This window comes from Candidatus Nitrosotalea sinensis (assembly GCF_900143675.1).
GTDB lineage: Archaea > Thermoproteota > Nitrososphaeria > Nitrososphaerales > Nitrosopumilaceae > Nitrosotalea > Nitrosotalea sinensis.
This window is the reverse complement of the sequence record NZ_FRFC01000001.1, coordinates 214,636-237,020: the sequence shown is the minus strand read 5'-3', so window position 1 is coordinate 237,020 and position 22,385 is coordinate 214,636. Positions and strand designations below refer to the sequence as shown.

The 22,385-nt window shown below is 40.4% G+C and carries 24 protein-coding genes and 1 tRNA gene; 14 read left to right on the top strand and 11 right to left on the bottom strand.

Annotated features, from left to right (window positions below; all coding sequences use genetic code 11):
- Nucleotides 1-6 precede the first annotated feature (6 nt).
- A complete protein-coding gene (locus tag NSIN_RS01290) occupies nucleotides 7-852 on the bottom strand; it encodes a deoxyribonuclease IV (RefSeq protein ID WP_101008992.1) in 846 nt (281 codons plus the stop codon).
- Nucleotides 853-951: 99 nt separating this feature from the next.
- On the opposite strand from NSIN_RS01290, the gene NSIN_RS01285 reads away from it, so the two are divergent.
- From NSIN_RS01285 to NSIN_RS01260, 6 genes are all read left to right on the top strand, one after another.
- A complete protein-coding gene (locus NSIN_RS01285) occupies nucleotides 952-1,962 on the top strand; it encodes a DNA primase (protein ID WP_101008991.1) in 1,011 nt (336 codons plus the stop codon).
- The gene (locus tag NSIN_RS01280; RefSeq protein WP_101008990.1) at nucleotides 1,959-3,083 is read left to right on the top strand and encodes a DNA primase small subunit domain-containing protein; all 1,125 of its coding nucleotides are present in this window, start codon (nucleotides 1,959-1,961) and stop codon (nucleotides 3,081-3,083) included. The genes NSIN_RS01285 and NSIN_RS01280 overlap by 4 nt, the downstream gene beginning before the upstream one ends.
- An 84-nt stretch (nucleotides 3,084-3,167) precedes the next feature.
- Nucleotides 3,168-6,008, top strand: coding sequence for a UPF0182 family protein (locus tag NSIN_RS01275; protein ID WP_101008989.1), 2,841 nt, complete (start codon nucleotides 3,168-3,170; stop codon nucleotides 6,006-6,008).
- Nucleotide 6,009: 1 nt separating this feature from the next.
- Nucleotides 6,010-6,552, top strand: coding sequence for a type 1 glutamine amidotransferase (locus NSIN_RS01270; protein ID WP_101008988.1), 543 nt, complete (start codon nucleotides 6,010-6,012; stop codon nucleotides 6,550-6,552).
- 31 nt (nucleotides 6,553-6,583) lie between these two features.
- A complete protein-coding gene (locus tag NSIN_RS01265) occupies nucleotides 6,584-7,528 on the top strand; it encodes a tetratricopeptide repeat protein (protein ID WP_101008987.1) in 945 nt (314 codons plus the stop codon).
- Nucleotides 7,529-7,572: 44 nt separating this feature from the next.
- The gene (locus NSIN_RS01260) at nucleotides 7,573-7,986 is read left to right on the top strand and encodes an HIT family protein (protein ID WP_101008986.1); all 414 of its coding nucleotides are present in this window, start codon (nucleotides 7,573-7,575) and stop codon (nucleotides 7,984-7,986) included.
- A gap of 1 nt (nucleotide 7,987) precedes the next feature.
- Here the strand turns inward: NSIN_RS01260 and NSIN_RS01255 are convergent.
- Nucleotides 7,988-8,061, bottom strand: a tRNA-Gly gene (locus NSIN_RS01255).
- Between the two features lie 53 nt (nucleotides 8,062-8,114).
- Between NSIN_RS01255 and NSIN_RS01250 the strand changes: the two genes are divergently transcribed.
- Nucleotides 8,115-8,288: a zinc-domain-containing protein gene (locus NSIN_RS01250; protein WP_101008985.1), complete on the top strand. Its 174-nt coding sequence runs from the start codon at nucleotides 8,115-8,117 to the stop codon at nucleotides 8,286-8,288.
- Nucleotide 8,289: 1 nt separating this feature from the next.
- Here the strand turns inward: NSIN_RS01250 and NSIN_RS09640 are convergent, their stop codons facing one another.
- Nucleotides 8,290-8,412 (bottom strand): hypothetical protein, encoded by a 123-nt coding sequence (locus NSIN_RS09640; protein ID WP_281259585.1) that lies wholly within the window; start codon nucleotides 8,410-8,412, stop codon nucleotides 8,290-8,292.
- A gap of 98 nt (nucleotides 8,413-8,510) precedes the next feature.
- Here NSIN_RS09640 and NSIN_RS01245 point away from each other — a divergent pair, with 98 nt between their 5' ends.
- The 5 genes from NSIN_RS01245 to NSIN_RS01225 all read left to right on the top strand — a co-directional run bounded on the left by NSIN_RS01245 (nucleotide 8,511) and on the right by NSIN_RS01225 (nucleotide 14,064).
- Nucleotides 8,511-8,897 (top strand): S6e family ribosomal protein, encoded by a 387-nt coding sequence (locus NSIN_RS01245; protein WP_101008984.1) that lies wholly within the window; start codon nucleotides 8,511-8,513, stop codon nucleotides 8,895-8,897.
- A 31-nt stretch (nucleotides 8,898-8,928) separates the two neighbouring features.
- Complete coding sequence (locus tag NSIN_RS01240) at nucleotides 8,929-10,194, top strand: translation initiation factor IF-2 subunit gamma (RefSeq protein WP_101008983.1); 1,266 nt, start codon at nucleotides 8,929-8,931, stop codon at nucleotides 10,192-10,194.
- Nucleotides 10,187-10,564: a PIN domain-containing protein gene (locus NSIN_RS01235; protein WP_101008982.1), complete on the top strand. Its 378-nt coding sequence runs from the start codon at nucleotides 10,187-10,189 to the stop codon at nucleotides 10,562-10,564. The genes NSIN_RS01240 and NSIN_RS01235 overlap by 8 nt, the downstream gene beginning before the upstream one ends.
- A gap of 24 nt (nucleotides 10,565-10,588) precedes the next feature.
- Nucleotides 10,589-11,248 carry an MBL fold metallo-hydrolase gene (locus NSIN_RS01230; RefSeq protein ID WP_101009025.1) on the top strand — a complete coding sequence of 220 codons (660 nt, stop codon included), beginning with the start codon at nucleotides 10,589-10,591 and terminating at the stop codon, nucleotides 11,246-11,248.
- 71 nt (nucleotides 11,249-11,319) lie between these two features.
- Nucleotides 11,320-14,064: a peptidylprolyl isomerase gene (locus NSIN_RS01225; protein ID WP_245871862.1), complete on the top strand. Its 2,745-nt coding sequence runs from the start codon at nucleotides 11,320-11,322 to the stop codon at nucleotides 14,062-14,064.
- Nucleotides 14,065-14,093: 29 nt separating this feature from the next.
- Here the strand turns inward: NSIN_RS01225 and NSIN_RS01215 are convergent, their stop codons facing one another.
- The 3 genes from NSIN_RS01215 to cobO all read right to left on the bottom strand — a co-directional run bounded on the left by NSIN_RS01215 (nucleotide 14,094) and on the right by cobO (nucleotide 15,656).
- Nucleotides 14,094-14,249 carry an RNA-protein complex protein Nop10 gene (locus NSIN_RS01215; protein WP_101008981.1) on the bottom strand — a complete coding sequence of 52 codons (156 nt, stop codon included), beginning with the start codon at nucleotides 14,247-14,249 and terminating at the stop codon, nucleotides 14,094-14,096.
- Between the two features lie 3 nt (nucleotides 14,250-14,252).
- Nucleotides 14,253-15,050: a translation initiation factor IF-2 subunit alpha gene (locus NSIN_RS01210; protein WP_101008980.1), complete on the bottom strand. Its 798-nt coding sequence runs from the start codon at nucleotides 15,048-15,050 to the stop codon at nucleotides 14,253-14,255.
- 75 nt (nucleotides 15,051-15,125) lie between these two features.
- The gene (gene cobO, locus NSIN_RS01205; protein ID WP_101009023.1) at nucleotides 15,126-15,656 is read right to left on the bottom strand and encodes a cob(I)yrinic acid a,c-diamide adenosyltransferase; all 531 of its coding nucleotides are present in this window, start codon (nucleotides 15,654-15,656) and stop codon (nucleotides 15,126-15,128) included.
- Between the two features lie 89 nt (nucleotides 15,657-15,745).
- Here cobO and NSIN_RS01200 point away from each other — a divergent pair, with 89 nt between their 5' ends.
- Nucleotides 15,746-16,972, top strand: coding sequence for an NAD(P)/FAD-dependent oxidoreductase (locus NSIN_RS01200; RefSeq protein WP_101008979.1), 1,227 nt, complete (start codon nucleotides 15,746-15,748; stop codon nucleotides 16,970-16,972).
- Nucleotides 16,969-18,321 carry a cobyrinate a,c-diamide synthase gene (locus NSIN_RS01195; protein WP_101008978.1) on the top strand — a complete coding sequence of 451 codons (1,353 nt, stop codon included), beginning with the start codon at nucleotides 16,969-16,971 and terminating at the stop codon, nucleotides 18,319-18,321. The genes NSIN_RS01200 and NSIN_RS01195 overlap by 4 nt, the downstream gene beginning before the upstream one ends.
- 7 nt (nucleotides 18,322-18,328) lie before the next feature.
- Here NSIN_RS01195 and NSIN_RS01190 read toward each other — a convergent pair whose 3' ends face one another.
- Genes NSIN_RS01190 through NSIN_RS01170 form a run of 5 tightly spaced genes read right to left on the bottom strand, consistent with a single transcriptional unit; the run spans nucleotide 18,329 to nucleotide 22,384 of the window.
- Nucleotides 18,329-18,964 (bottom strand): precorrin-8X methylmutase, encoded by a 636-nt coding sequence (locus NSIN_RS01190; protein ID WP_101008977.1) that lies wholly within the window; start codon nucleotides 18,962-18,964, stop codon nucleotides 18,329-18,331.
- Nucleotides 18,961-19,707, bottom strand: a complete 747-nt coding sequence (locus tag NSIN_RS01185) for a sirohydrochlorin chelatase (RefSeq protein WP_101008976.1) — start codon at nucleotides 19,705-19,707, stop codon at nucleotides 18,961-18,963. Before NSIN_RS01185 ends, NSIN_RS01190 begins: the two co-directional genes overlap by 4 nt.
- A complete protein-coding gene (locus NSIN_RS01180; RefSeq protein ID WP_101008975.1) occupies nucleotides 19,704-20,768 on the bottom strand; it encodes a cobalt-precorrin 5A hydrolase in 1,065 nt (354 codons plus the stop codon). The genes NSIN_RS01185 and NSIN_RS01180 overlap by 4 nt, the downstream gene beginning before the upstream one ends.
- A 12-nt stretch (nucleotides 20,769-20,780) precedes the next feature.
- The gene (locus tag NSIN_RS01175; RefSeq protein ID WP_101008974.1) at nucleotides 20,781-21,893 is read right to left on the bottom strand and encodes a cobalt-precorrin-5B (C(1))-methyltransferase; all 1,113 of its coding nucleotides are present in this window, start codon (nucleotides 21,891-21,893) and stop codon (nucleotides 20,781-20,783) included.
- Nucleotides 21,894-21,934: 41 nt separating this feature from the next.
- On the bottom strand, nucleotides 21,935-22,384 hold the full coding sequence (locus tag NSIN_RS01170; RefSeq protein ID WP_245871861.1) for a J domain-containing protein: 450 nt from the start codon (nucleotides 22,382-22,384) through the stop codon (nucleotides 21,935-21,937).
- Nucleotide 22,385 lies beyond the last annotated feature (1 nt).

The window sequence follows — 22,385 nt, the reverse complement described above, 5'->3', positions numbered from 1 at the left end:
TCACAATTATTTTGCCAACTCTTTTACCTTATTCAAGTTTCCGACATCATCACGTCTCTCGTCAATTGGAGTCTCTAAAATTATTGGAATTTTCTTGCGGTTGATTGCTTTTATGATGTATTTCATGCCTTTTTCGCCAATGTAGCCAAGCCCGATGTGCTCGTGTCTATCCAGGTTACTTCCAAGTTCTCCCTTGGAGTCATTTAGGTGTAGTATCTTCAAGTGCTCAAACCCTATTGCAGTGTCAAATTTTTCAAGTGTGGCAGCTGCACCCTTTTCTGTACTCATGTCATAACCAAATGCAAAAGCATGACATGTATCAAAACATATTCCAAATCTCTTTGCAGGCTTGAGTTGCGACAAGATGGAACCAAGTTGGTCAAGATCCGAGCCAACACTATTTTTCTGGCCTGCAGTGTTTTCCAAAAGTATCGTTACATCATCTGGAGTATCTTCAGCAGCCTTTGTAAACGCCTTGACAAGCATCTCAATTCCCTTTTGGTCTCCCTTGCCCTTGTGACTTCCAAGATGTGCAACAATGTATGGAATTCCAAGCTTGCTGCATCTTTTCACCTCATCAATTAGAGAGTCAAGAGATCTTGCAAACGGATCCTCATCTGGGGAGGATAAATTTGGAAGATATGGCATATGTGCCACTGTTGCAAGTCTGTCTATCTTGCTCTTGACAAGTTTTTCTTTAAAATTTGTAGCATCAGTATTTGAAAGTGGTTTTGCTGCCCATCCTCTAGGGTTGCGGGTAAATATCTGAAAAGCGGTGCATTCTGTTGCAACTGCATTATCAACTGCCTTGTCTATTGAACCTGCAATGGATACATGCAATCCAACCTGCATGTCACTGATTTACTTTAGGATAATTTAAACTCGTATGAGATTATCTGTTTTACAAAAAATTCTAGTCAGATTTTTAAGGTTAGCACGAACAATCAAGGCATGTTAAAGATTGGGGTCAAAGATCTGGCAAAATATCCTTTTTTGACAGAGGCAGGAGAATACCTGAGAGATACCGGACTGAATCTTGAGCAGCTAGGTCACTCTGATTGGAAACCAATCGTGGAAAAAGCATATGGAAGAATAGTGGTTGCTTCATCTGGTCAAATATACCAGTCTGACCTTGATGCACTTGACAACGACTCTGAGTTGTTGTCATTTATTGTTGCAATCATTTTGCTAAAATCTGCAGGCATGGCTACTTTAATCAAGAGATTTTCACTTGCAGAATCAAGAAGAGCCGAGAGGTATCTTCAGCAGGACCTGTATGCAAGTAGAGAAAAGAAAAATCTGGAGTTGCCATTAAAAATAATTCAAGATGTATTTTCTGTAAATGTATCAATTAGCAATGACGAATTTGTAATCAAGATACCTGACTATTTGAAAAGAGCAGTACATTTTCATGAAAAAGAATGGAAGCTGGTAAACCGAAGAGTTGCAAATGGATATGTGTACCTTAGTGCACATGAAACAGTAAGGCTGATTCGTGCAGAACTTGGGGAATACATCAATGCAAGAATCCAGTCTGTAAGCATTGGCTCAATACCTGAAAGCTTTAGGCAAAGAGTTGAAGATCTTGTTTCTCTTGCCAAAAAGTTTTCTGATGCCTCCTTTGTCTCATCAGAATATCCTCCATGTGTAAAACATGGAATTGAGGTATTGGAAAAAGGTGAGAACCTTCCACACTCTGGTAGGTTTCTGCTTGCTACGTATCTCCTCTCCAAGGGTCAAACAGTAGACCAGATTGCTCCCCTGTTCAAAAATGCACCAGACTATAATGAGAGGACTACAAGATATCAACTTGAACACATATCAGGTTCATCTGGAAGCGGTACAAAGTACCAGTGCCCATCGTGTGAAAAACTTAGAAGCGAAAGTCTCTGCTTTGCGATACCTGACTGTGATGGAATAATAAATCCAGTACAATTTGGCAAAAAGAGGAAGACACAATGAATGAAAAAAATGCGCAGTTTGTAGAATCTGCATTTAAGGAATATTATTTTAATAGATTTGATCTGATACATGTTCCGCAAAAGGCCTCTGAGCGAGAATTTGGGTACCAGAAATTCAACTCTGGGATGACAAGACATCTTGTGATAAAAAATGACAAGGAGCTACATTTGTTATTGATGAAAGAAGTTCCATCTGATGTATATTGTTCAAATGCATACTATTCATTTCCAGGCCTTCCAATGTCAGAGAAAGACTGGAAGGGCGCTGATTTGATATTTGATATAGATGCAAAAGACCTTGGGCTGCCATGCAGGCAAGATCATACGATATTCAAATGCAGTTCATGTGGAAATGGAACTATTGGATTCCAGCCCCAATGTCAGCAGTGTGGCTCTGCCAAGTTCGAATCTGTATCAACTACATGCAAGAACTGTATTGCTGAATCAAAGAACCAAGTTACAAGACTTGTTGATATGCTAACATCTGATCTTGACATAAAAAAAGAAGAGATTGAGGTATATTTTTCTGGAAATGAAGGATTTCATATGCGTGTAACAAATTCTGACTACGAGTCCATAGGGTCTCATGAAAGAGCTGACCTGGCAGATTATCTCATGTTCAATGGAGCGATACCAGAATCATTTGGAGTTCCAAGGCAATATAGCTCCAAGGCATCTCTTCCATCTGTCGATGAAAAGGGATGGCGTGGTAGGGTTGCTCGCAACTTGTTCTCGTCAAAATCCAAGACGCCAAAAATTTCAAGGGATATAATCACAAATGGACACTCTGCATTTCAAATGCAACTAGAAGAGATGAAAAAAACTATGGGTGTCAAGATAGACCCAAAGGTTACCATGGATATTCACAGGATATTTCGACTGGAAGGCTCAATTAACAGCAAGAGTGGTCTTACAAAGATCCAATGCACAGATCTTGATTCATTTGATCCCTTCCAAAGTGCCTGCTTGCTTGGAGACGATTCTGTAGATATTCTAGTGGACTGCCCAACACAGGTAAGGCTGAAAAACAAAAAATTTGGGCCGTACAAAAATGAGAAGGTTTCCATGCCAAAATATGCTGCAGTATACATGCTTTGCAAGGGCTTGGGAAATCTACTATGACAAGATCCTATTTGACTTATTAATGGTATTTTGCAAAAGAAATCAGGTAAGAGACTAATTTGACACAAAGGGAGACAACCTAATTTGTACAATTCATCAACCCAGTCAAATCCACCTCCACGTGATGCCGGAAAATATGTAAGAATTGGAATTGTTGCCCTAATTGCCATAGTTGTCTTTGTTCTGACAAGCAATCAAGCAGTAGTCTTGTACATGAACTACCAGGAATTTGGAACCTTATTTACAAAACCATTGTACTTTTCTTTGTTATCTGCAATTATACTGTCCTCTATCGCACTCATACGCGTAAACATCAAGAACAGATCTTCTATGTCTTGGTACGGACTAAACGTGATACTTACATTTTTCAAGAGAGGAAGTAGCTACTCTGTAACAGATAACATACCAAGCTTCCGGGACTACAAACTAAGTATTCCAAACTTTGTGATTTGGCAGATTACCAAAGTCGTGCTCTTTGGAGCATTTTTTACAAATTTGATGTTTGGCTTTGCTGCATCATATCTTCTTGATGGACATGACATTGGACTTGACAGCGTACTAAAGATATTCTCGCTTCCGTTTGTAACACCGTCAACAGATCCTGGATATGCCACAACCCATGTCATACCAATGATTCCATCGCTTACAATTCTTGTTCCACCAATACTCGCAGTGATTGGTCTTAGACTGATACTTTATGTTGGATTGCATAACATCATTGGACTTGTAACAAGATATGTACAGGATGCTGCAAAAGGCAAACCCAAACTCTTGGACTATGTGGCAACAATTGAGGCAATAATTGGAATTGGAATAATCTGGGCTGGAATAAACATGTTCTTTACAGACCAAATTGACTATAACACAAAATATGAAATAGGAGGAACACTTGCTGCAGGATTTGCACTTGTGGGATTTTATTTTGTTGACAAGTTCAAGTCTCGAGTAATCATCCTTCCATCAAAGAGAGACATCTACATCAGAGTGATAACCCTTGTAGTAATTGCCATAATTGCCGGTTCCATAATGGTAGTAAACAACAGCATTGCAGATGCAAGAAAGATAGAGTTTCTTGGACCATACAAGGCAGAGCAGATAGGAGTAAACAGGTATCTAGGACAACTAGACCAAATAACTGTAGTACCAAATGAGGTAAAACTAAGCTCAGTCTCAGTAAATGACATTCCAAATTATGTATCACAAAATAATGAACTCTTAAACAAGGTGCGAGTGTGGGACTGGGATGCTGCATTTGCCAAACTCAAGCCCGAGATTGGACTGATACCATATGTTGATTTCGAAAATAACGATATTCTAAGATTTAATGATAGTTTGTACTGGACTGCATCAATGAAACCAGTCCTTCCATCATCTGTATCTTTGGAGAACCAGTGGTACAACCAGCACCTTGTGTATACTCATGTTGATAATGGATTTCTTACACTTGATGCGCATGATGGAACCATTGTGGACAGCAACCAATTCTTCCAGCAACGTATGATATACTATGGAGAGGGAGGACTGTTTTCTGAGACATGGGCTGCATATCCACAGAACAGGCAAGTCTCTGCAGAGCTTAACAATGCTACATACCATGGAACCGGAGGAATCGATGTCAAGCCTCCAATTAGCCAACTCTTTGAGCCAAACTTTTTCTTGTCATATCCTACAGAGCCAATACACATCATAAGATACAGGGATGTGCACGACAGAATGCAGCTTCTATATCCGTACTTCCAGTATGACTTGTTTGGAAAACAACTTGATATTCTTCCGGTAAGTGACGGCAAAAAGACATACTGGCTGGTACCATTGATTGTAGGCTTTGACACCAAGAATGTCCCATGGTCTGTATCAAATCCATACTTGAGACTTGTAGGGTATGCACTAGTTGATGTCTATAACGGAAATGTGCAACTAATCAAGACCGGTGATGACTTTTTCACAAACATGTTTGCAAGTCAATATGCAGATCAATTCATAGAGATGCCATCATGGCTTAACAAGCAACTTCGATACCCAGAAGCATTATTCAACTGGAAGGTTGACATGTTCAACATTTACCATGTTACTGATACATCCACGTTTATCCAAGCAAAGGACTTTTACGAGGTACCAGATGGACTTGGCACATATTATGTAGAAGCAAAGCCTCCTGGATTTACCAAGCCGACATATGTTGGATTGCTGTCTCTAGAGCTTCGTGGCTCCCAAGGGCGAAACTTGGCAGGATACATGATAGTTCAAAACGATGTACCAAACCTAGGCAAGATGCAGTTCTATCAGGTGCCACTTGATTCAAAAACAAAACTTCTTGGACCATCTGCAGTTCGTGAAGCACTTGCAAGGGACTCTGACTTTGCACAACTGCAGACCCTTTTGAGAACTCCAAGAGTTGGAGACAACATACTCTATAGAATTGGCGACCAGGATGTCTACTTTATTCCTGTATATACTGCAGGCTCTGGAGGAGTTGTAACACAACTTGGTACAATTGCTGCAGTTGGTGCTGCATTTGATGGAGAATACTTTGTAGGAATGGGAAGTACACCGCAACAGGCATTTGCAACATACTTGGCAAAGGTAAGCGGCGTTGCACCATCAAACGTAACTGTCGCACTACAACTTGACGAGTCTGCCAGAATGTCTACCATAAAATCAATACTCTCTGATCAAAAAATCACAGTCCTTACTCCGAAGACCATCCAGTTCCCACTTACATTTGAGGAGGGACAGGTGTCATTTACACAACAGTCTGACCTTGACAAAACCAAGAGCCTCATATCTGAATTTGTGAAAAACTTTGTCCAACCAAGTGGAAACAGAGTGCTCTTCTGGCAAGAAAATGGAACAGTAAAACTTGGTGCCGTATCAGTACAGGACAGTGTACCTGAGCTTCACTATATCACAATAGGTGTACGATAGATTGCTCCTAGTTGTAGACAATGGCTCTGTCTACACGCCATCACTTGTCAACTCTATACAAGAACTTGATGTTCCGTTTGAATCTCATGTGTATTCTGAGATACCGTCTGTAGACCTTGAGAGATACTCTTCTGTGATATTATCCGGCAGGAGAAAAAATGATGCTGCCATGAATGCGACAAACTCGGGCCTGATAAAACATGCTCTTGAAAAAGACAAGCCCCTTCTTGGCATATGTTACGGTGCAGAGATACTTGCATTAACACTTGGGGGAACAATACAAAAGATGGCTTCCTCGCGCCATGGACTATACAATGTCACCGTGACAAAAGAAAATCCTCTCTGTAATGGAAATATACGTGCATTTGAGAGCCACTCGTACATGATATCAAAACTTGGAAGCGATTTTGTACCATTTGGACATTCTAATGAGTGTAAATTTGAGATATTTCAATACGGAACAAAAAAGATCTTTGGAACCCAGTTTCATCCGGAGATGAGTCCTGATGGAAAGTTACTGCTAAAGAAATTTTCTCTGGTTTAGTTTTAATATTGTAGAATTATCTTGTCATCTGATGGATCCAACACATACTCTTGACATTCCTCTAGTTCAGGAAGAAAACATCTGTCTTCCGCTTGTTGTAAGTGCAGTCTCAAAATATTGGGGAGTTGACCTATCAATAAAAGAGGCAGCAGAGATTGCAAAAAAATATCCAAACATCAAGGGCAGCATACTAATTGAAGGCGTAGAACTTGCAGAAAGACATGGCCTGTCCTGTATAATCTCAAACTCTAGCATCAAGGAACTCAAAAAAATGATAGACATTGGAGTTCCGCCAATTGTCATACTTCCTGGAGTAAAAGATGTAGTGCAACATGCATCACTTGTAGTTGGATATGATGACACTGAAAAGACAATATTTCACTATATACCAGAGCCTGAAAAGATTGGCGCAATACCTGAAAAAATATTTGATGAGCAGTGGCAACAAGATGATAGATTGATGATACTTGTAGTACCACAAGATATTCTCTCTGACATTGGTTCATTTGACAAAGATATGGTGCAATCTAATCGCCTGTGCTTTGATGGGGAAAAACAAAGGCTGCAGGGTGATAGCGTACAAGCAATTTCTACACTAAGAAAAGCAATTGATATTCACAAATCCAACTCTACTGCCATGTGTCTTTTGGCAGGAATTCTAAATGATCAAAACTCGCAAGATGCAGTGACATACTATACAAAAACAATACAACTAAACCCAAAATATTATCTTGCATACAGGGGTCTTGGAAATTACTATCTAAAGACAAAAGACTATGCAAATGCCGAGGAATACTATTCCTTGGCACTTGAGATAGACTCTGCCAGGTTTGCACCATTATACAAAAACAGGGGACTTGTAAGATACGAGCAGAAAAAACTAGAGGAGGCAAAGCAAGATTTTGTAAAATATCTAGAGCAGATGCCTGATGCGCGTGACAGATCTGGAATAGAGCAGGCAATAGCAGAACTGTGATACCACAAAAGAAATTTAACACTAGATAATTTTTTACAATACAAATGGACTGCATCTTCTGCAAGATAGCAAATGGAACAATTCCTGCAAAGAAACTCTATGAGACTGAAAAATCACTTGCATTTCTTGACGCCTTTCCGCTTGCTCAAGGCCACACACTTGTCATACCAAAAAATCACTATTCCAAGATACAAGAGATGAGCAAAGCTGACAATCTAGACCTCTTTGATACAGTCCAAGTAATGGCAGCAAAACTTGAATCAATATCTTCTTCTTGCCTTGTTGCAATACACAACGGAAAAGAGAGCGGCCAAGAGGTTCCGCATGTGCACGTGCATCTAATTCCAAGGAAAGCATCTGATGGTGCAGGTCCAGTACACAGCATGTTTACAAAAAGACCTTCTCTTGGCAGTGATGAAATTAATGATATATGTAATATGATAACCGGAACAAAATAAGTGCGGAGTGCGGGAATTGAACCCGCGACCTTCAGCTTGGGAAGCTGACGTCCTGCCAGGCTGGACTAACTCCGCCCGAACAAAATTTGGTGTCTAACATTATATAGTTTAGTTGATAAACAAAATGCATGGATGCCAAATGCCCACAGTGTGAAAAAATTGCAATTCTTGATGATGATGCAACATACGTCAAGTGTCCTAACTGCGGATTTGAGGCAGAGTATGAGAAATATCTTGATTTGATGAGAGAAAAAGTGGGCGAGATGTCGGAGAACTTTCAGTTTGACAGACCAGGCTTTTAGATTACCAATACGAACCCTTGTCTGAGCAGTCTAGGTGAGCCCCACAATTCGTGCATATCATATGGCATGCCTGCATTGCAACCATTATCTTGTCACAGCGAGGACACTTGATCTGCTCTGTCATATAACGAAAAACGTTTTTGCATTTTTAAAAGATTTAGTGATAATGTATCATATCAAGCCCCAAACGTTAATTAATAGTTCAAAGATTTTTTTCACTACTTGGCCACATTCAAGCTAAACATATCCGATAAGAAGGGAAAAACCATTACCAAGGAGGTAAAGGATAAGGACGCAGGACCATTCTTGGGCCTTACAATAGGTGCTGAGGTTGATGCTGCTCTAGTCGGAGAAGCAGGAAAGCTCAAGATAACTGGCGGTAGCGACAAGTCTGGAGTGCCATTGCGTGAAGACATTCACGGCGGTGCTCGAAAATATATCATGCTATCAAAAGGAGTTGGACTGCGAGAAGCTGAAAAGGGCCAGAGAATTAGAAAACTTGTACGAGGAAATACTGTATCAGAAGAAGTCTACCAGCTAAACTGTTTCTATGATGGAGAATTGAAGGTAGAAGAAAAACCAGCTGAGACAGAAGAGAAAAAGGCATAGGTTAACATATTACGCATTTTTTAGTTTGTGCGTGCATTGGAAAGAAACTCTTCCAGAATGGTATACAAAAAAATACGGTTATCAACCATGTGTAAATATTGGAACTGCTGGCCATGTTGACCACGGAAAGACCACTCTAATTCAAGCTCTCACCGGTGTGTGGACAAGTGCACATAGTGAGGAATTAAAACGAGGAATTACAATCAAAGTAGGATATGCCGATGCTGCATTTTACAAGTGTAAAAGCTGTGAAGTACCACTTGGATATTCTGTGACACCCACATGCAACAATTGTGGTAAAGAAAGTGAGCTCTCACGAGTTGTAAGTTTTGTAGATAGTCCGGGACATGAAAGTCTTATGGCAAACATGCTTTCTGGGTCTGCATTGATAGACGGTGCAATGCTCCTTGTTGCTGCAAACGAAAAAGTTCCGCAGCCTCAGACAAAAGAACACCTTCTTGCATTACAGACACTTGGGATAAAACAGGTTGTCATTGTACAAAATAAGGTTGACCTGGTGTCATATGAGCAAGCAATGGAAAACTATGCCGACATTGCCAAGTTTGTCAAGGGGACTAGTGCTGCCAAGGCACCAATCATTCCAATATCTGCCCAATCAAAACTAAACATAGATGCACTAATTGGGGCAATTGAAGATAGCATACCAACACCTGAGAGAGATGACAAAAAGGATACTGTCATGCATGTGTTAAGATCATTTGATATCAACAAGCCTGGAACCAGAATAAAGGACATCAAGGGTGGAGTCATTGGAGGAAGCATAATCCAGGGCACGTTTAAGGTGGGAGATGAAATTGAGATAAAGCCAGGACTTGCAAATGAAAAGACTGGAAAATACGAGTCAATCTTTACGGAGATTGCATCACTTGGAACAGGTGCAGGTATAGTAAAAGAGGTAAAAGCTGGTGGACTGATAGCACTTGCAACAAAATTAGATCCTGCGATGACTCGTAGTGATTCCTTGATAGGCTCTGTCATAGGCAAACCAGGTACACTTCCTGAAAATTCCTATAATGCAAAGATTGAGGTAAATCTGTTTGACACTGCAGTAGGCTCTGGAGAGGAGATCAAAGTCTCTGCAATACAGACAGGCGAATCATTGAGGCTAAGTCTTGGAACTGCACCCTTGCTATCTAAAGTAACAAGTGTACGTGGTAAGACAGTAGAGCTGCAATTCAAGAGACCTGTATGTATTTTTGAAAACAGCAAGGTGGCAATAAGTCGAAGAATTTCTGAGAGATGGCGACTGATTGGTGCTGGTGTAGCAAGTGGTTAAGATAGTTTGTGATTCTAGCTTTTTGATGATTCTTGCCTCTAAAAGAATAAAAAATATCTCTAGCGTGGAAACTGAGATTGGTGCACTAGAGTATGTTGTGCCAGACATGGTTGTAAAAGAACTTGAAGGACTGGTGCATGATGATAAAAAAAAAAGCTCTGCACAAAATGCGTTGCGCATAACACAAAGTTTTCCAAAAATATCAATATCTGGCAAGTCTGTTGATGATGCTCTAGTCTTGTATGTAGAAAAAAATGGGGGAATTGTGGCAACAATTGATGCCAAGCTAAAGACTAGGATAAAACAAAGTGGAGGTTCAGTTCTTTCTGTGTCAAATGATAAGATCATACTTGAACCGGGTAAACTTTAATTCTGGTTGAAAGAAATTTGTCTTGTGTTTGAATACAAGGGCATCAAGATACGCTGGCTAGGCCATGACTCGTTTGTACTAGATAATTACATCAAAATAATCATAGACCCATACAAGATAACAAAACATGACAAGGCCGATCTCGTATTGGTATCACACAATCACTTTGATCATCTAAGTGTTGATGATCTAAAAAATGTCTGCACAGAAAAGACTGTGATAGTTGCTGCAAACGAATGCATCAATATGATAACTGGATTTGCATTCAAGGAAAAAATTGGCATGTTTCCAGGTCAAGAAAAAACAATACTTGGCACAAAGATACGTGCAGTGCCTGCTTACAATCTAGACAAGATAAACCCCGACACCAGAAAACCATTTCATCCAAAAGAAGACAACAAGGTTGGCTTTGTAATACAGATGGGAGATGTTGTAATATATCACACTGGAGATACTGACCTGATCCCAGAAATGACTGACATACAGCCTGATATCGCTCTTGTTCCTGTAAGCGGTACATATGTAATGACTGCAAAAGAGGCTTCCCAGGCAATATCTAAGATAAAACCCAAGATTGCAATACCTATGCACTATGGTACAATTGTTGGTAGCAGCAAAGATGCAGATGACCTAAAAGAGATGGTCACGTCATGCCAGATACAAATACTTGAGAAAGAAAAGTAGCTCTCTATGGCACAGACTCCAGTTTAATCTCCATGGATTTATAAACCCAAAAAATTCCATTTAAAACTGGTTTGTTACAAGATGCCAAACTATTCACTGTACGAAACTTTGATTTTCATCTCAAGCATCTGCTGATAATAGGAATTCTTGCAATATCATTTTCCATATCTGTAATGGTCCGCTCACAGGCAGCAGATTATGGATTCCAACTAAACGAGTTTGACCCGTTCTTCAATTATCGTGCAACACAATATCTTCTAGATCATGGTCTTGATGCATACGTTCATTGGCATGATGACATGAGTTGGTATCCAACAGGCAGAGATGTCTATAGTACTGCACAGGTGCCATTGCATGTAACTGATGCGGTATTGTACAAGATATTTGGCGGCGGTATGAGCCTTTATGACTTTACCATACTATTTCCTGTGATATTTGGTTCCATGACTGCAATAGTTGTATTTGCTCTGGTTCGCGTACTTGGTGGTACAAGTGCAGGATTGTTTGCATCATTGTTCTTTTCCTTGTCTCCCCCAATCATAGTAAGAGGAACAATTGGTTGGTTCAAGTCTGAACCGCTTGGCTTGTTTTATGGGCTGCTTGGAGTATACCTGTTTCTTAGCGGACTAAAATCTAAAAACAAAAAAGTAGCAATCGCAAAACTATCTGGAGGTGGATTCTTCCTTGCAGTGGGCTTTGCATCCTGGGGTGGAATTGAATTCTTCTTAATACCGCTTGCAATATTCTTTGTAGCATTACCGTTTATACGAAAAGATCACAACTTTTTGCTGTGGGCAGTTCCATTGTTTGTTGCAGTAACAATGGCAATAGCAGGCGGGTTGTTTGCAAGACCTGGTCCGTCATTTGTATTTGGGGCACGTGGACTTGCAATGATTGGGCCTGCCATACTTCTTGTGATAATAATTTTTGTTCAAAAGTACAGCAAGGAACAACACCGCGTACGAAACAGTCTGTTGGTTCTTGTCGCCCTTCTAATAATTGGCGGTGTCATCATGGAATCAAGTGCATTCCATACTGTGAGTTTCCGTTACCTCAACGCTGTAAACCCATTCCTTACCTCTGAAGACCCGCTTGTTGACTCGGTTGCAGAACACGCCACTCCAACACTTACGCAAAACTTTACGTACTTTTCAGTATTGATGCTGTTTGCGGGCCTTGGCATATGGCTTGTCTTTAGAAAACGGGACGGCAACTCTAGGTTTTCAGTAAGAAATGAGATGATAGTTTTTGCTTTGATAATTGGTATGGTTGGGGCATATTCTGGCTCTACATTCTCTAGACTCGAATTACTTACATCGACTTCTGTCATTATATTGTCGTCTATAGGACTTGCAATTCTTGTGGGCGACATACTAGGACGTGATACAAAACCAGTTAGTGTGACAGAACCAAAGAAAGGTGCAGGAAAGAAAGATGCACCCACAAAGAAGGCTGAATTGCTTGGAAGACTTCCAAAGATTGCATTTGTTGCAGTAATTGTTGCTTTATTGCTTGTTCCTACACTTTATCCTGTAAATGCAAATTGGATAACAATGACCAAAGCTCCACCTACCATACTAAATGGAGGCTCAAACTTTGCAATTGCAACAGACGACTGGCCCAATGCAATGAGCTGGCTAAAAAATAACACACCGACAGACTCTGTAGTTGCATCATGGTGGGATTATGGATATTGGGTGCAGACTTTGGGAGATAGGAAGACACTTGCTGATAATGCCACTATTGATACTCATGTAATTGCAAATATTGCAAGAATGCTCTTGAGTTCTCCTGACCAAGCATGGCAAATGTTGCGAGACTCTGGATCAAACTATGTACTTGTATATGTGGTAGGACAAAAGTTCACTTCAGGCAACCAAGACCTATACGTTCTTGGCGGTGGAGGAGATGAGAGCAAGAAACAATGGTTCATGAAGATAGGAGGCCTAGATTCTTCCAAGTTCTTACAGGATGATTCCTTTACACCTACAGACTATTTCTGGAACAATACATTGCTTGGAAAGATGTTTCCATTTACTACTGTTACATACTACGATCCAAATACCCATAATGAATCACCAACATATTCAACCGGATACACTGCAATCTACTCAAAGACAATCAAATATCCTGCAGATGGCACAGGACCACTACGACTGATATACTCTTCACCAAGCATTGACAGAAAAGACTCGGGTGTATTCTCTGAAGTCTTGATATACCAAGTAAATCCTGATTACAAGCCAGGCACACAGCAAACAACGCAGCCAAGCCAAGTAATTACCAAGCCAACAAGTACCACACCTGCAGGAGGAAATATTGCAGTGATTAACACCAAGTTTGGACAGATAAAATTCCAGTTACTAGATAACGTGGCACCAAAGACAACTGCCAATTTCATAAAACTAGCACAATCTGGTTTCTATGATGGAACTGTATTTCACAGAATAGTTCCAGGATTTGTAATACAAGGGGGAGACAAAAATTCCATTAATGGTTCAAGAAGCACGTGGGGACTAGGAGATGCTGGATATACCATCCCGCCTGAATTTAGCACAAGTGTCAACTTTACAAAATACATGGTAGGTATGGCGCGAGGCTCTGATGTAAACAGCGGAAGCTCCCAGTTCTTTATCACACTTGATGATACCCCGTGGCTAAACAACCAGTATACATTGTTTGGTCAAGTCATATCAGGCCAAGATGTTGTTGACAAGATAGCTGCATTAAAGACAAATTCTGACTCTCAACCTGTCGATGCTGATTCTGCTCGAGTGTCAACAATTACAATCGAGTCAGGCAATAGCACCAAATAATATTCTGTTATAATATCGTAGCAGTGATTTTACTTGTATCTGTCTGATATACGGTATCTTGCATACTTGTCGTCTGGAGAATATTTTCCTGGGTGTACCGTAACTGTCTGGTGACCGCACTTGGGACACTGGTCCTTTAGCGTGTATCTCTTACAATCTGGACATTTTCTCATCTGAAAGTGCATTTTCTAGCCTTCTCTTGTTTTCTTTGATTCTTCTCTTGTAAATTTGAATGTGCCACCCTTTTTCTCAATTGTATTCTGGACTGTGGCCAAGATTGGCTTGAGTTCCTTTTCTGCTTCCTTAAAGTTTGGGGCTTCAAGTGAAATACGATACTTGGGAGCACCAATGTATGTGACAGATATCTCCTTTTTGTCTTTGGTTGCATCAATTAATGCATTTTTGATTATCTCTATGCCGTTTGACTTGTTACATGTAAGCTCAAAGATTCCCCGTATCTCAACATGGGGAACTTGAATTTTTGAACCAAGCTCAGAAATTACTTCAAGTGCCTTTGCTGGAATCTTGAGGCCATCCAATACTGTTGTACCCTTGGCGGAAACTTCTGAAAATGCGTCATATATGGAGCCAAACTTGTCCACTAGAACATTTTCCAATTTAGCCATCTCTGACTCGGATAAACCTGCACGAGACTTGAGGTTATCAACTAGAGCGTCTTCTTTTTCTCCTCGCTTTATCTCCAAGAGTTTCTTTTTCTTTTGGTCTGATGATACCTGCTTTAGTGATAGGTCTATCTCAGATCTTCGTGGGTCGACACGCTTTACAAGAAGGACCTTTTTTTCTCCAATCTTGAGGAACTTGCCCACATTTCGTATCCAACCTGTTGCAATCTCAGAAACATGCAAGAATCCTTGAATATTGTTAAATTCATCAAGGGAAACATAGGCTCCCTGATCTACTATCCTTGTAACTGTTGCAATGACAATCTCTCCAACTTCTGGAAAGTCTTGTACAGTTGTTGTCATGGATTTTCAGACCTGATGTACATAATTTAATGTTGCTGGTGACTGGAATAGTTAATTTACAAATATGTATATTTTCTAAAAGTCAATTCCTTTCTTTGCTTTGATTCCTGACTTGAAAGGATGTTTTATTTCTCTCATCTCTGTTACAAGGTCTGCTTTTTCAATGATTTCATCTCTTGCATGATTCCCGGTAAGGACTATGTTGACATCATCTGGTCTGGCTGCAATTACATCCAAAATATCTTGCAGATTTATCAATCCAAGGTTTAGTGCATAATTGATTTCATCTAGTATTACAAGATTGTATATTTTGGAAGTTATCTTTTCTTTTGCAACCTTGAGTGCCTCTTCTGCCATCTTTTTATGATCTTCAATGGGACTCTTGTCATCTAATATTCCTACAAATCCCTTGCCAATTGCTGTAAGCTCAAACTCTGGTTCTAGTCTCTTTGACGATGTCATCTCGCCATAGTGCCAGGAACCCTTGATGAATTGTATCATGCAAATTTTATGATTGTATCCGACTGCTCGAAGGGCCATACCTAGTGCTGCTGTAGTTTTTCCCTTGCCCTTTCCTGTATACACTATGACTAGTCCTTTTGTCAATGCCAAACAATTTTTGTGTGTTAGGTAAAAAGATTGGGATTAAAACCACAGCTTATAATGTTGTATGAGAAAAATTTGGGTGATATTGGATGGTAAAAAATTATAGTTATGATATTGTTATAGTGGGAGGCGGGCCTGCTGGGCTTTCTGCAGCATGGGGTGTAGCAAAAAAAGGTCTCAGCGTTGCTGTACTTGAAAGAGATGAAGCAATAGGACAGTATGTAAGAACAAGTGGAGTTACGTGGATAAAAGAAGCGCAATCTTTTGGAATTCCTGCAGAGTGTTACAATGAAATACGAAACTATGCATTTTATTCTCCAAATAATTATGTGATAAAAAAAGGCCAGACTGCGCATGCGGCAGTGCTTGATGTGAGAAAGACGTACCAGTTTCTTGCATATGAGGCAGCAGCAAAAGGTGCAGATATTTTTCTTCGAACAAGCGCAACTGACGTGATACAAAACAATGGAAGACTGGTTGGGGTCAAGGCAACCTCATTAAAAGAAGAGTTACAGTTTGACGCCAAACTTGTAATTGATGCAAGTGGCTTTTACTCTGTTGTTGGGAGAACGCTTGGAATTGTTCCCCCGTGGAAGAGGTTTGGGGCAGGTGCAGAATATGAGGCGTATGTGGATAATGTAACTCCTGACACATGGCATCTTATGGTGGGCTCGCAATATTCTCCTGCTGGATATGCATGGGTGTTTCCACTTGGTAAAAATAAAGTGCGCATAGGAGTGGGGGTTGGCAAGCCAAATTCTCAGGCAGATGCAAGCAAGTTGCTAGTTGAGCTTGTGCAAAAAAAACCAAGACCGCTTGATTCTCTAGGGAGAATTGTTCCAATCGAGTTTCATTATGGATTGATTCCAAATGAGGGGCTGCGCCAATCTACAATCTCTGATGGCCTTATCATGGTGGGAGATTCTGCCGGACAGGCAAACCCGCTAGTGCTTGAAGGAATTAGATATGCCATAGAGTTTGGCAGAAAAGCAGGAGATATTGGGGCAGAATGTGTGTCCAAAGGGGACACATCACGAAAATCATTGCAATCCTATGAAGATGCCATGCGAAAATCAATAGGTTCCAAGATTGCATCTGCAATAAAGGTCCAGTACAGGTGGCTTGATCTTAGTGACTCTGAATGGGACAAGGAGCTTGAAATAATTGACGAGCTATCAGCAGAGGAATTTCTTGACTTTATCAAGGCAGATTTTGGAATGGCAAACATGTTCAAGCTTGCAGCACACCATCCAAAGCTTGCTCTACGGCAATTATTTCAAATAATCAAAAACACTGGCAATGATAAAGAGGCATGAAACTACCAAGAATTGTTCTTGCAGGTGTTACAAGCGGTGTAGGAAAGACATCCATTACTTGTGCAATAATACATGGAATTCAAAGCAGGGGGTACTCAGTTCAGCCATTCAAGGTTGGGCCTGACTTTATAGATCCGAGTTATTTGACGTCTGTCTCAGGCAGAACTGCCCGCAATCTTGATGTCTGGATGATGGGAGAAAAAGGAGTTTTGAAAAATTTTGTACAAAATTCAAAACAAAATCTATCTGTAATTGAGGGCGTCATGGGATATTATGATGGATTTGACGGCAAGTCTAGTTATGCAAGTACATACGATGTTGCCAAGATTGTAAAATCAAACGTAATTCTTGTACTTGATGCAAGCAAGGCGGCCCGCTCTATTGCTGCAACTGCCATGGGGTTTGTAAAATTTGAGAAAAACTCTAGGATATGCGGCGTAATACTGAACAAAATTGGAAGCAAAAGGCATGAAGCATTGTGCAGGGATGCCATGAAAAAAACTGGACTGCCAATACTTGGTGTCATTCCAAGAGATAACACTATTCAACTAGAGTCAAGACACCTTGGACTGGTTCCGGTACCTGAGAATAAAGATCTTGAAAAAAAGATCAAGTCTGTTGCAAGACATGTCTCCAAATTTATTGAAATAGATGAGATAATCAAGATCTCAAAGGATTCCTCGTCTCTGCCAAAAGTTTCTCCAAGAGAGAAAAAGAAAACAAAAACAACAATAGCAGTTGCACTAGATGAGTCCTTTAATTTCTACTATCAAGACAATCTGGATATATTATCAAGTCTTGGGGCAAAACTTGAATTTTTCAGTCCATGTCATGATACCAAAATACCTGATTGTGATGGGATCTATATTGGTGGTGGATTTCCAGAGGTGAAAGGCTCACTGTTGCAGAAAAATCAAGCCATGAAAAATATTGTAAAAAAACTTGCACAGGATGGCATGCCAATTTATGCAGAATGTGGGGGATTGATGTATCTTACCAACTCTATACAATACGACTCGGGAAAATTCAAGATGGTCGGTCTGTTTGACGCGACGACTATAATGGAGAAAAGTTTAAAGCTAAATTATACAAGTGCCAAAGCCAGGCCTGGTTCTCCATTTTCATTGTCTGGCATGATCAAGGGACACGAGTTTCACTATTCTGAGATTGATCTTTTGTCAAGGGACTCTAAATTTGCATATGAGATGTCAACTGGTATTGGAATCAAAGACAAAAAGGACGGGCTTGCCGTATACAATACTCTTGCATCCTACATGCATGTACATTTTGCAGGCTCGCCGGTTGCTGATAATTTTGTAAAATCCTGCATCTCTTATTCTAAAAAATAAAAGCTACTCAGGTAGATCTCTTTGCTATGATTTTGTATAATGCATTGACAATTGCAGAGGCGCATGGGCTTCCGCCTTTTCTGCCAATGTTTGTTATGTATGGTGTATCTAGCGTACGCAATTCATCCTTTGATTCTACTGCACAGACAAATCCTACTGGAATGCCAATTACAAGTGCAGGTGATGTGATTCCTTCTCGTATCATCTGTATGACTTCTGTTAGGGCAGTGGGAGCGTTGCCTATTGCTACAACACCATGGTCCATCTGTCTTGCTACAAGCCTCATAGATGTCTGGGCACGTGTCTTGTTGAGCTTTTTTGCTTCTTCAATTACTGCAGCATCTGATATGTTGCATATGACTTGGTTTCCAAATTTTTTCATGTTATCCTTGTTAAATCCTCCAATTACGCCGTTGACGTCTGTTATGATGTTGCATCCCTTTTGCAGTGCATCTGTAGCACTGCTTATTGCATCCTTGTGAAATACAATCTTGTTTGCTCGTGCAAAATCAAAATCTGCAGTAGAGTGGATTATTCTTTTTACTATTGTCCACTCGTCTTCTGAATATGGGTGGGAACCAATCTCGCTGTCTATTATTTCCATGCTCTTGTCTTCTATGGATTGGCCCTTTTGTGTAATCATCTCTCTACCTCTCCTGCTCTCTCAATTATAAGATCAACCATTTTTTCATCAGTGCCTAGGTGCTGTGTTATCAATACTTGTTTCATCTTGTGTTTTTCTAGTGCAGGCACAAGATCTACGTTGATATCTCTTTTTACATGTGCACCCTCATGCAAAAAGTAAAAAACAACAACCAGGACCTCTGGATCCCTTTGCTTGCATATTTTTATTCCCTGTTCTATGTTTGGTTCTTCTATTTCAAGAAAGCAATAATCTGCATTTCTGTATGACTTGGCAAGCTCATCTGTTATGTACTTGATTGAGATCTTGGCATTTGGATCCTTGCTTCCATGGCCAATCACAAGAACATCTACCTTGTTGTTTGGCAATTTTACTCCTTCTTTTTCTAGAGCTGACTTGATTCTGTTTTCTACAAGTCTCACAAGGGTAATGTGCATGGACATGGGTTTGGTTACAAGAAACTTGACGTCTGTGGTTGCTTGGTGTTTCATTACTTGTGTCACTGCAGCCTTGACTTTTTTTCCTGGATACAAAAAGTATGGAACTATTGTAAGAGAATCTATCTTGTTTTTAAGAGCCTCTTTGATGCCTTCTTCGATATACGGAGGCCTTACCTCCAAAAAGCAGTAATTTGCAAAGACATAGTCTCCTTTTTTTTGCACCTCTTTGCAAATTACTTCAAGCTCTTGGGCTGCCTCCTGCTCCTTGCTTCCTCTGTCTATTAGTAAAATTCCACGCTTCAAGTTGTACTCCTTGCTATTGCAATTGTAAGGTTTGGCGGAAACTTTTGCTTTTGCACTATTAAATCTCCTCCTGATGCCTTGATTGCAGATGCCTCTGAGACACTTGGAGTGCCCTCAAAGCTCTGTACCACATCTGATGGATTTGGTATGGTTATTGTTGCTAATTCAGATTTGTCAAAATATACTAGTGGCACATTCATTTCCCTTGATAATTCCTGTAATCCCTTTACGTCTGCTTCCTTTTTAATTGATGCAAACTTGGCAACAGAGTTGGCACTAAGTTTGAACTTGGAGAGGCAAAACTCCATTCCCTCCCTTATGGTCTCCTTTGTGGTATCCCAGTGGAGTCCGACCCCTACTACCAGTGTTTTTGGCCTATATGTCACAGAACGGCCGTCTAGTTCCTTGTTTTGGAGTATCTTGTCTGAAATTATGAGAAATCCCTTACAGTCTGAATTTACCATCTCGTCAAGTGAATTGTAAATGTGGACATTTTTTGGAAGTTCTTTGTTGGGCAGCCACCAGTCCTTTCTTCCTGCATCTTGGAAGACTCCAATTTTTTCTTCGTTTACCATAAAGGCGCTAACCTTTGTCACTGTAGAATTTTCATCTATTGTCCAGCCGAACTCCTTTCCTACCAGGTCTACTGCAATTGTCTTGTTTACATCTGCCGCAGTAGTAATCACAGGTGTTGCTCCTAGAGTCTTTGCTATTTTTTCTGTCAACTCGTTTGCACCGCCAAGGTGGCCTGAGAGTGTACTGATTACAAATTTGGCAGTATCATCAATTACTATGACTGCCGGATCTGTCTTTTTGTCTTTCATGTGAGGAGCAACAAGTCTTATCACTGCACCAAGTGAGAATATGCATACAAGTGCGTCATAGTTTTGGAATAACTCCTGTACCTTCGATGTTGTAGAATCTTCAAACCACTCTATGTCTTTTCCATTTTGGAAAAACTTGGAGGGGCAAAATATCTTCCATGTTGAAAAATTATTCTTCAGGCGTAATGCTGTCTCTATGCCATTTTTTGTTATTGCAAGTACTGCTGTCTTGTTCACGATGTTACCTTTCTAGGTCTCAAGATATTTGTTACTCTTTGGATACAGTCCGATTATCTTTCCGTCAAAATCAAACATTATTACCTCGATCTCAAACTTGTTGTCTGAATATTTTCCAAGCTGCATGTGTGCTTCCTTGCATATCATATCAAAGTAGCCCTGAACTTTGTTTTCGTTTGTTATCTCAAAGACATGTCTTGCAGTGTTTGCAGATTTTATTTTGTCAACTATGTCTTGGGATGCTCCGCATTTTTTTGCAAGCTCTGAGAGAAATTTCATGTCCACCTTTGAGCCTTTGACATGGGTCTGCTTTACACCCATTGCCATCTTTGCAAGCTTGCCAATAAAGCCTGCAACATGGGCCTTTTTGATGCCTTTTTTTGCGCAGACTTGAACTGTATATCCTGAAAAATCTCCCATCTGGACAAAACAGTGGTCTGGAAGGGAAATTATCTTTCTTGAATAATCCTCGCTTCTTCCACCTGTTGTAAGTACCACGGTGTCATCACCCATTGCCCTTGTTACCTCTATGCTTTGCCTTATTGACGCTGCAAAAGAGGCAGTAGAATATGGCACAACTATGCCGCTTGTTCCAAGAATTGAGATGCCTCCAAGTATTCCAAGCCTTGGGTTGTCTGTCTTTATTGCAAGCTCTCGTCCCTTTGGGACTGATACTAGCACCTTAATTCCATTTTTTGCAAGAATGTCTTGTGCTATCTCTAAAATGTTTTCACGTATCATCTTTGTTGGGGTTGGATTTATTGCAGCCGCGCCAATGTCAAGTCCCAGTCCTGGTTTTGTAACTCTTCCAACCCCTTCTCCTCCATCAATTTCTATCTTGCCTACATTTTGGTCAAGTGTAACTTGGGTTATTATTTCTGCGCCATGTGTTACATCAGGATCATCTCCGCCGTCTTTGATTACGGTACATGTGGCAGAATTTTTTTCAAATTTGCAATCTGTAATTTTTATTTTAATTTGTGATTTCTTTGGAAGCGTTACATCGATATGGTCTATTTTTTTTTGGTTTATTATGCAAACAAGTGCTGCTTTGGCGCCTGCAGTTGCGCATGTTCCAGTTGTAAAGCCGGTGCGCATCTTTTCTTTTGGCTTGTCATCTTCCATGGATATTTCCTTGTTTTACTGCGTATTAATCCCTTGAGATATTACTTGAGTATGGTTGATAGAATTATCCAGAGTGCCATGGCACCAAGCCCGCCATACAGTATGAGGTGCGTACTGATTGGTGAGCCCTCCTTTTCCTGGTTATGTTCATAATCCTGAGTTGCACTTGCCCCGAAATCTCGTCTAAACTCTGCAAAGTTTGGACCGAAATTAAATTCGCTACCTGTTCCCTTGTCGTACTTTTTCCAAAAATCAGAGTACTTGGTGGCAACTTCGCTCTCTGAGATTTTGTCTTTTTTCTTTTCTTCGCTTCGAAGTTGCTGGTACGCCTCTGTTACCTTCTTGAATGCCTCCCCGTCACCCTTGTTCCTGTCTGGGTGGTACTTGAGGGAGAGTTGCCTGTATGCATTTTTGATCTCCTTCTGGGAAGCTCCTGCCTGTACTCCCAGGATATTATGGCACTCTGCCGTATTCAATTGGTATACCATCATA

Bases quoted from the DNA above. Each gene is read 5' to 3' on its own strand.
- NSIN_RS01195 (WP_101008978.1), top strand. From the start codon at position 16,969: ATGAAACTACCAAGAATTGTTCTTGCAGGTGTTACAAGCGGTGTAGGA.
- NSIN_RS01285 (WP_101008991.1), top strand. From the start codon at position 952: ATGTTAAAGATTGGGGTCAAAGATCTGGCAAAATATCCTTTTTTGACA.
- NSIN_RS09640 (WP_281259585.1), bottom strand. From the start codon at position 8,412: ATGACAGAGCAGATCAAGTGTCCTCGCTGTGACAAGATAATGGTTGCA.
- NSIN_RS01265 (WP_101008987.1), top strand. From the start codon at position 6,584: ATGGATCCAACACATACTCTTGACATTCCTCTAGTTCAGGAAGAAAAC.
- NSIN_RS01190 (WP_101008977.1), bottom strand. From the start codon at position 18,964: ATGATTACACAAAAGGGCCAATCCATAGAAGACAAGAGCATGGAAATA.
- NSIN_RS01280 (WP_101008990.1), top strand. From the start codon at position 1,959: ATGAATGAAAAAAATGCGCAGTTTGTAGAATCTGCATTTAAGGAATAT.
- NSIN_RS01210 (WP_101008980.1), bottom strand. From the start codon at position 15,050: ATGACAACAACTGTACAAGACTTTCCAGAAGTTGGAGAGATTGTCATT.
- NSIN_RS01170 (WP_245871861.1), bottom strand. From the start codon at position 22,384: ATGATGGTATACCAATTGAATACGGCAGAGTGCCATAATATCCTGGGA.
- NSIN_RS01250 (WP_101008985.1), top strand. From the start codon at position 8,115: ATGGATGCCAAATGCCCACAGTGTGAAAAAATTGCAATTCTTGATGAT.
- NSIN_RS01200 (WP_101008979.1), top strand. From the start codon at position 15,746: ATGGTAAAAAATTATAGTTATGATATTGTTATAGTGGGAGGCGGGCCT.
- NSIN_RS01215 (WP_101008981.1), bottom strand. From the start codon at position 14,249: ATGCACTTTCAGATGAGAAAATGTCCAGATTGTAAGAGATACACGCTA.
- NSIN_RS01290 (WP_101008992.1), bottom strand. From the start codon at position 852: ATGCAGGTTGGATTGCATGTATCCATTGCAGGTTCAATAGACAAGGCA.
- NSIN_RS01260 (WP_101008986.1), top strand. From the start codon at position 7,573: ATGGACTGCATCTTCTGCAAGATAGCAAATGGAACAATTCCTGCAAAG.
- NSIN_RS01175 (WP_101008974.1), bottom strand. From the start codon at position 21,893: ATGGAAGATGACAAGCCAAAAGAAAAGATGCGCACCGGCTTTACAACT.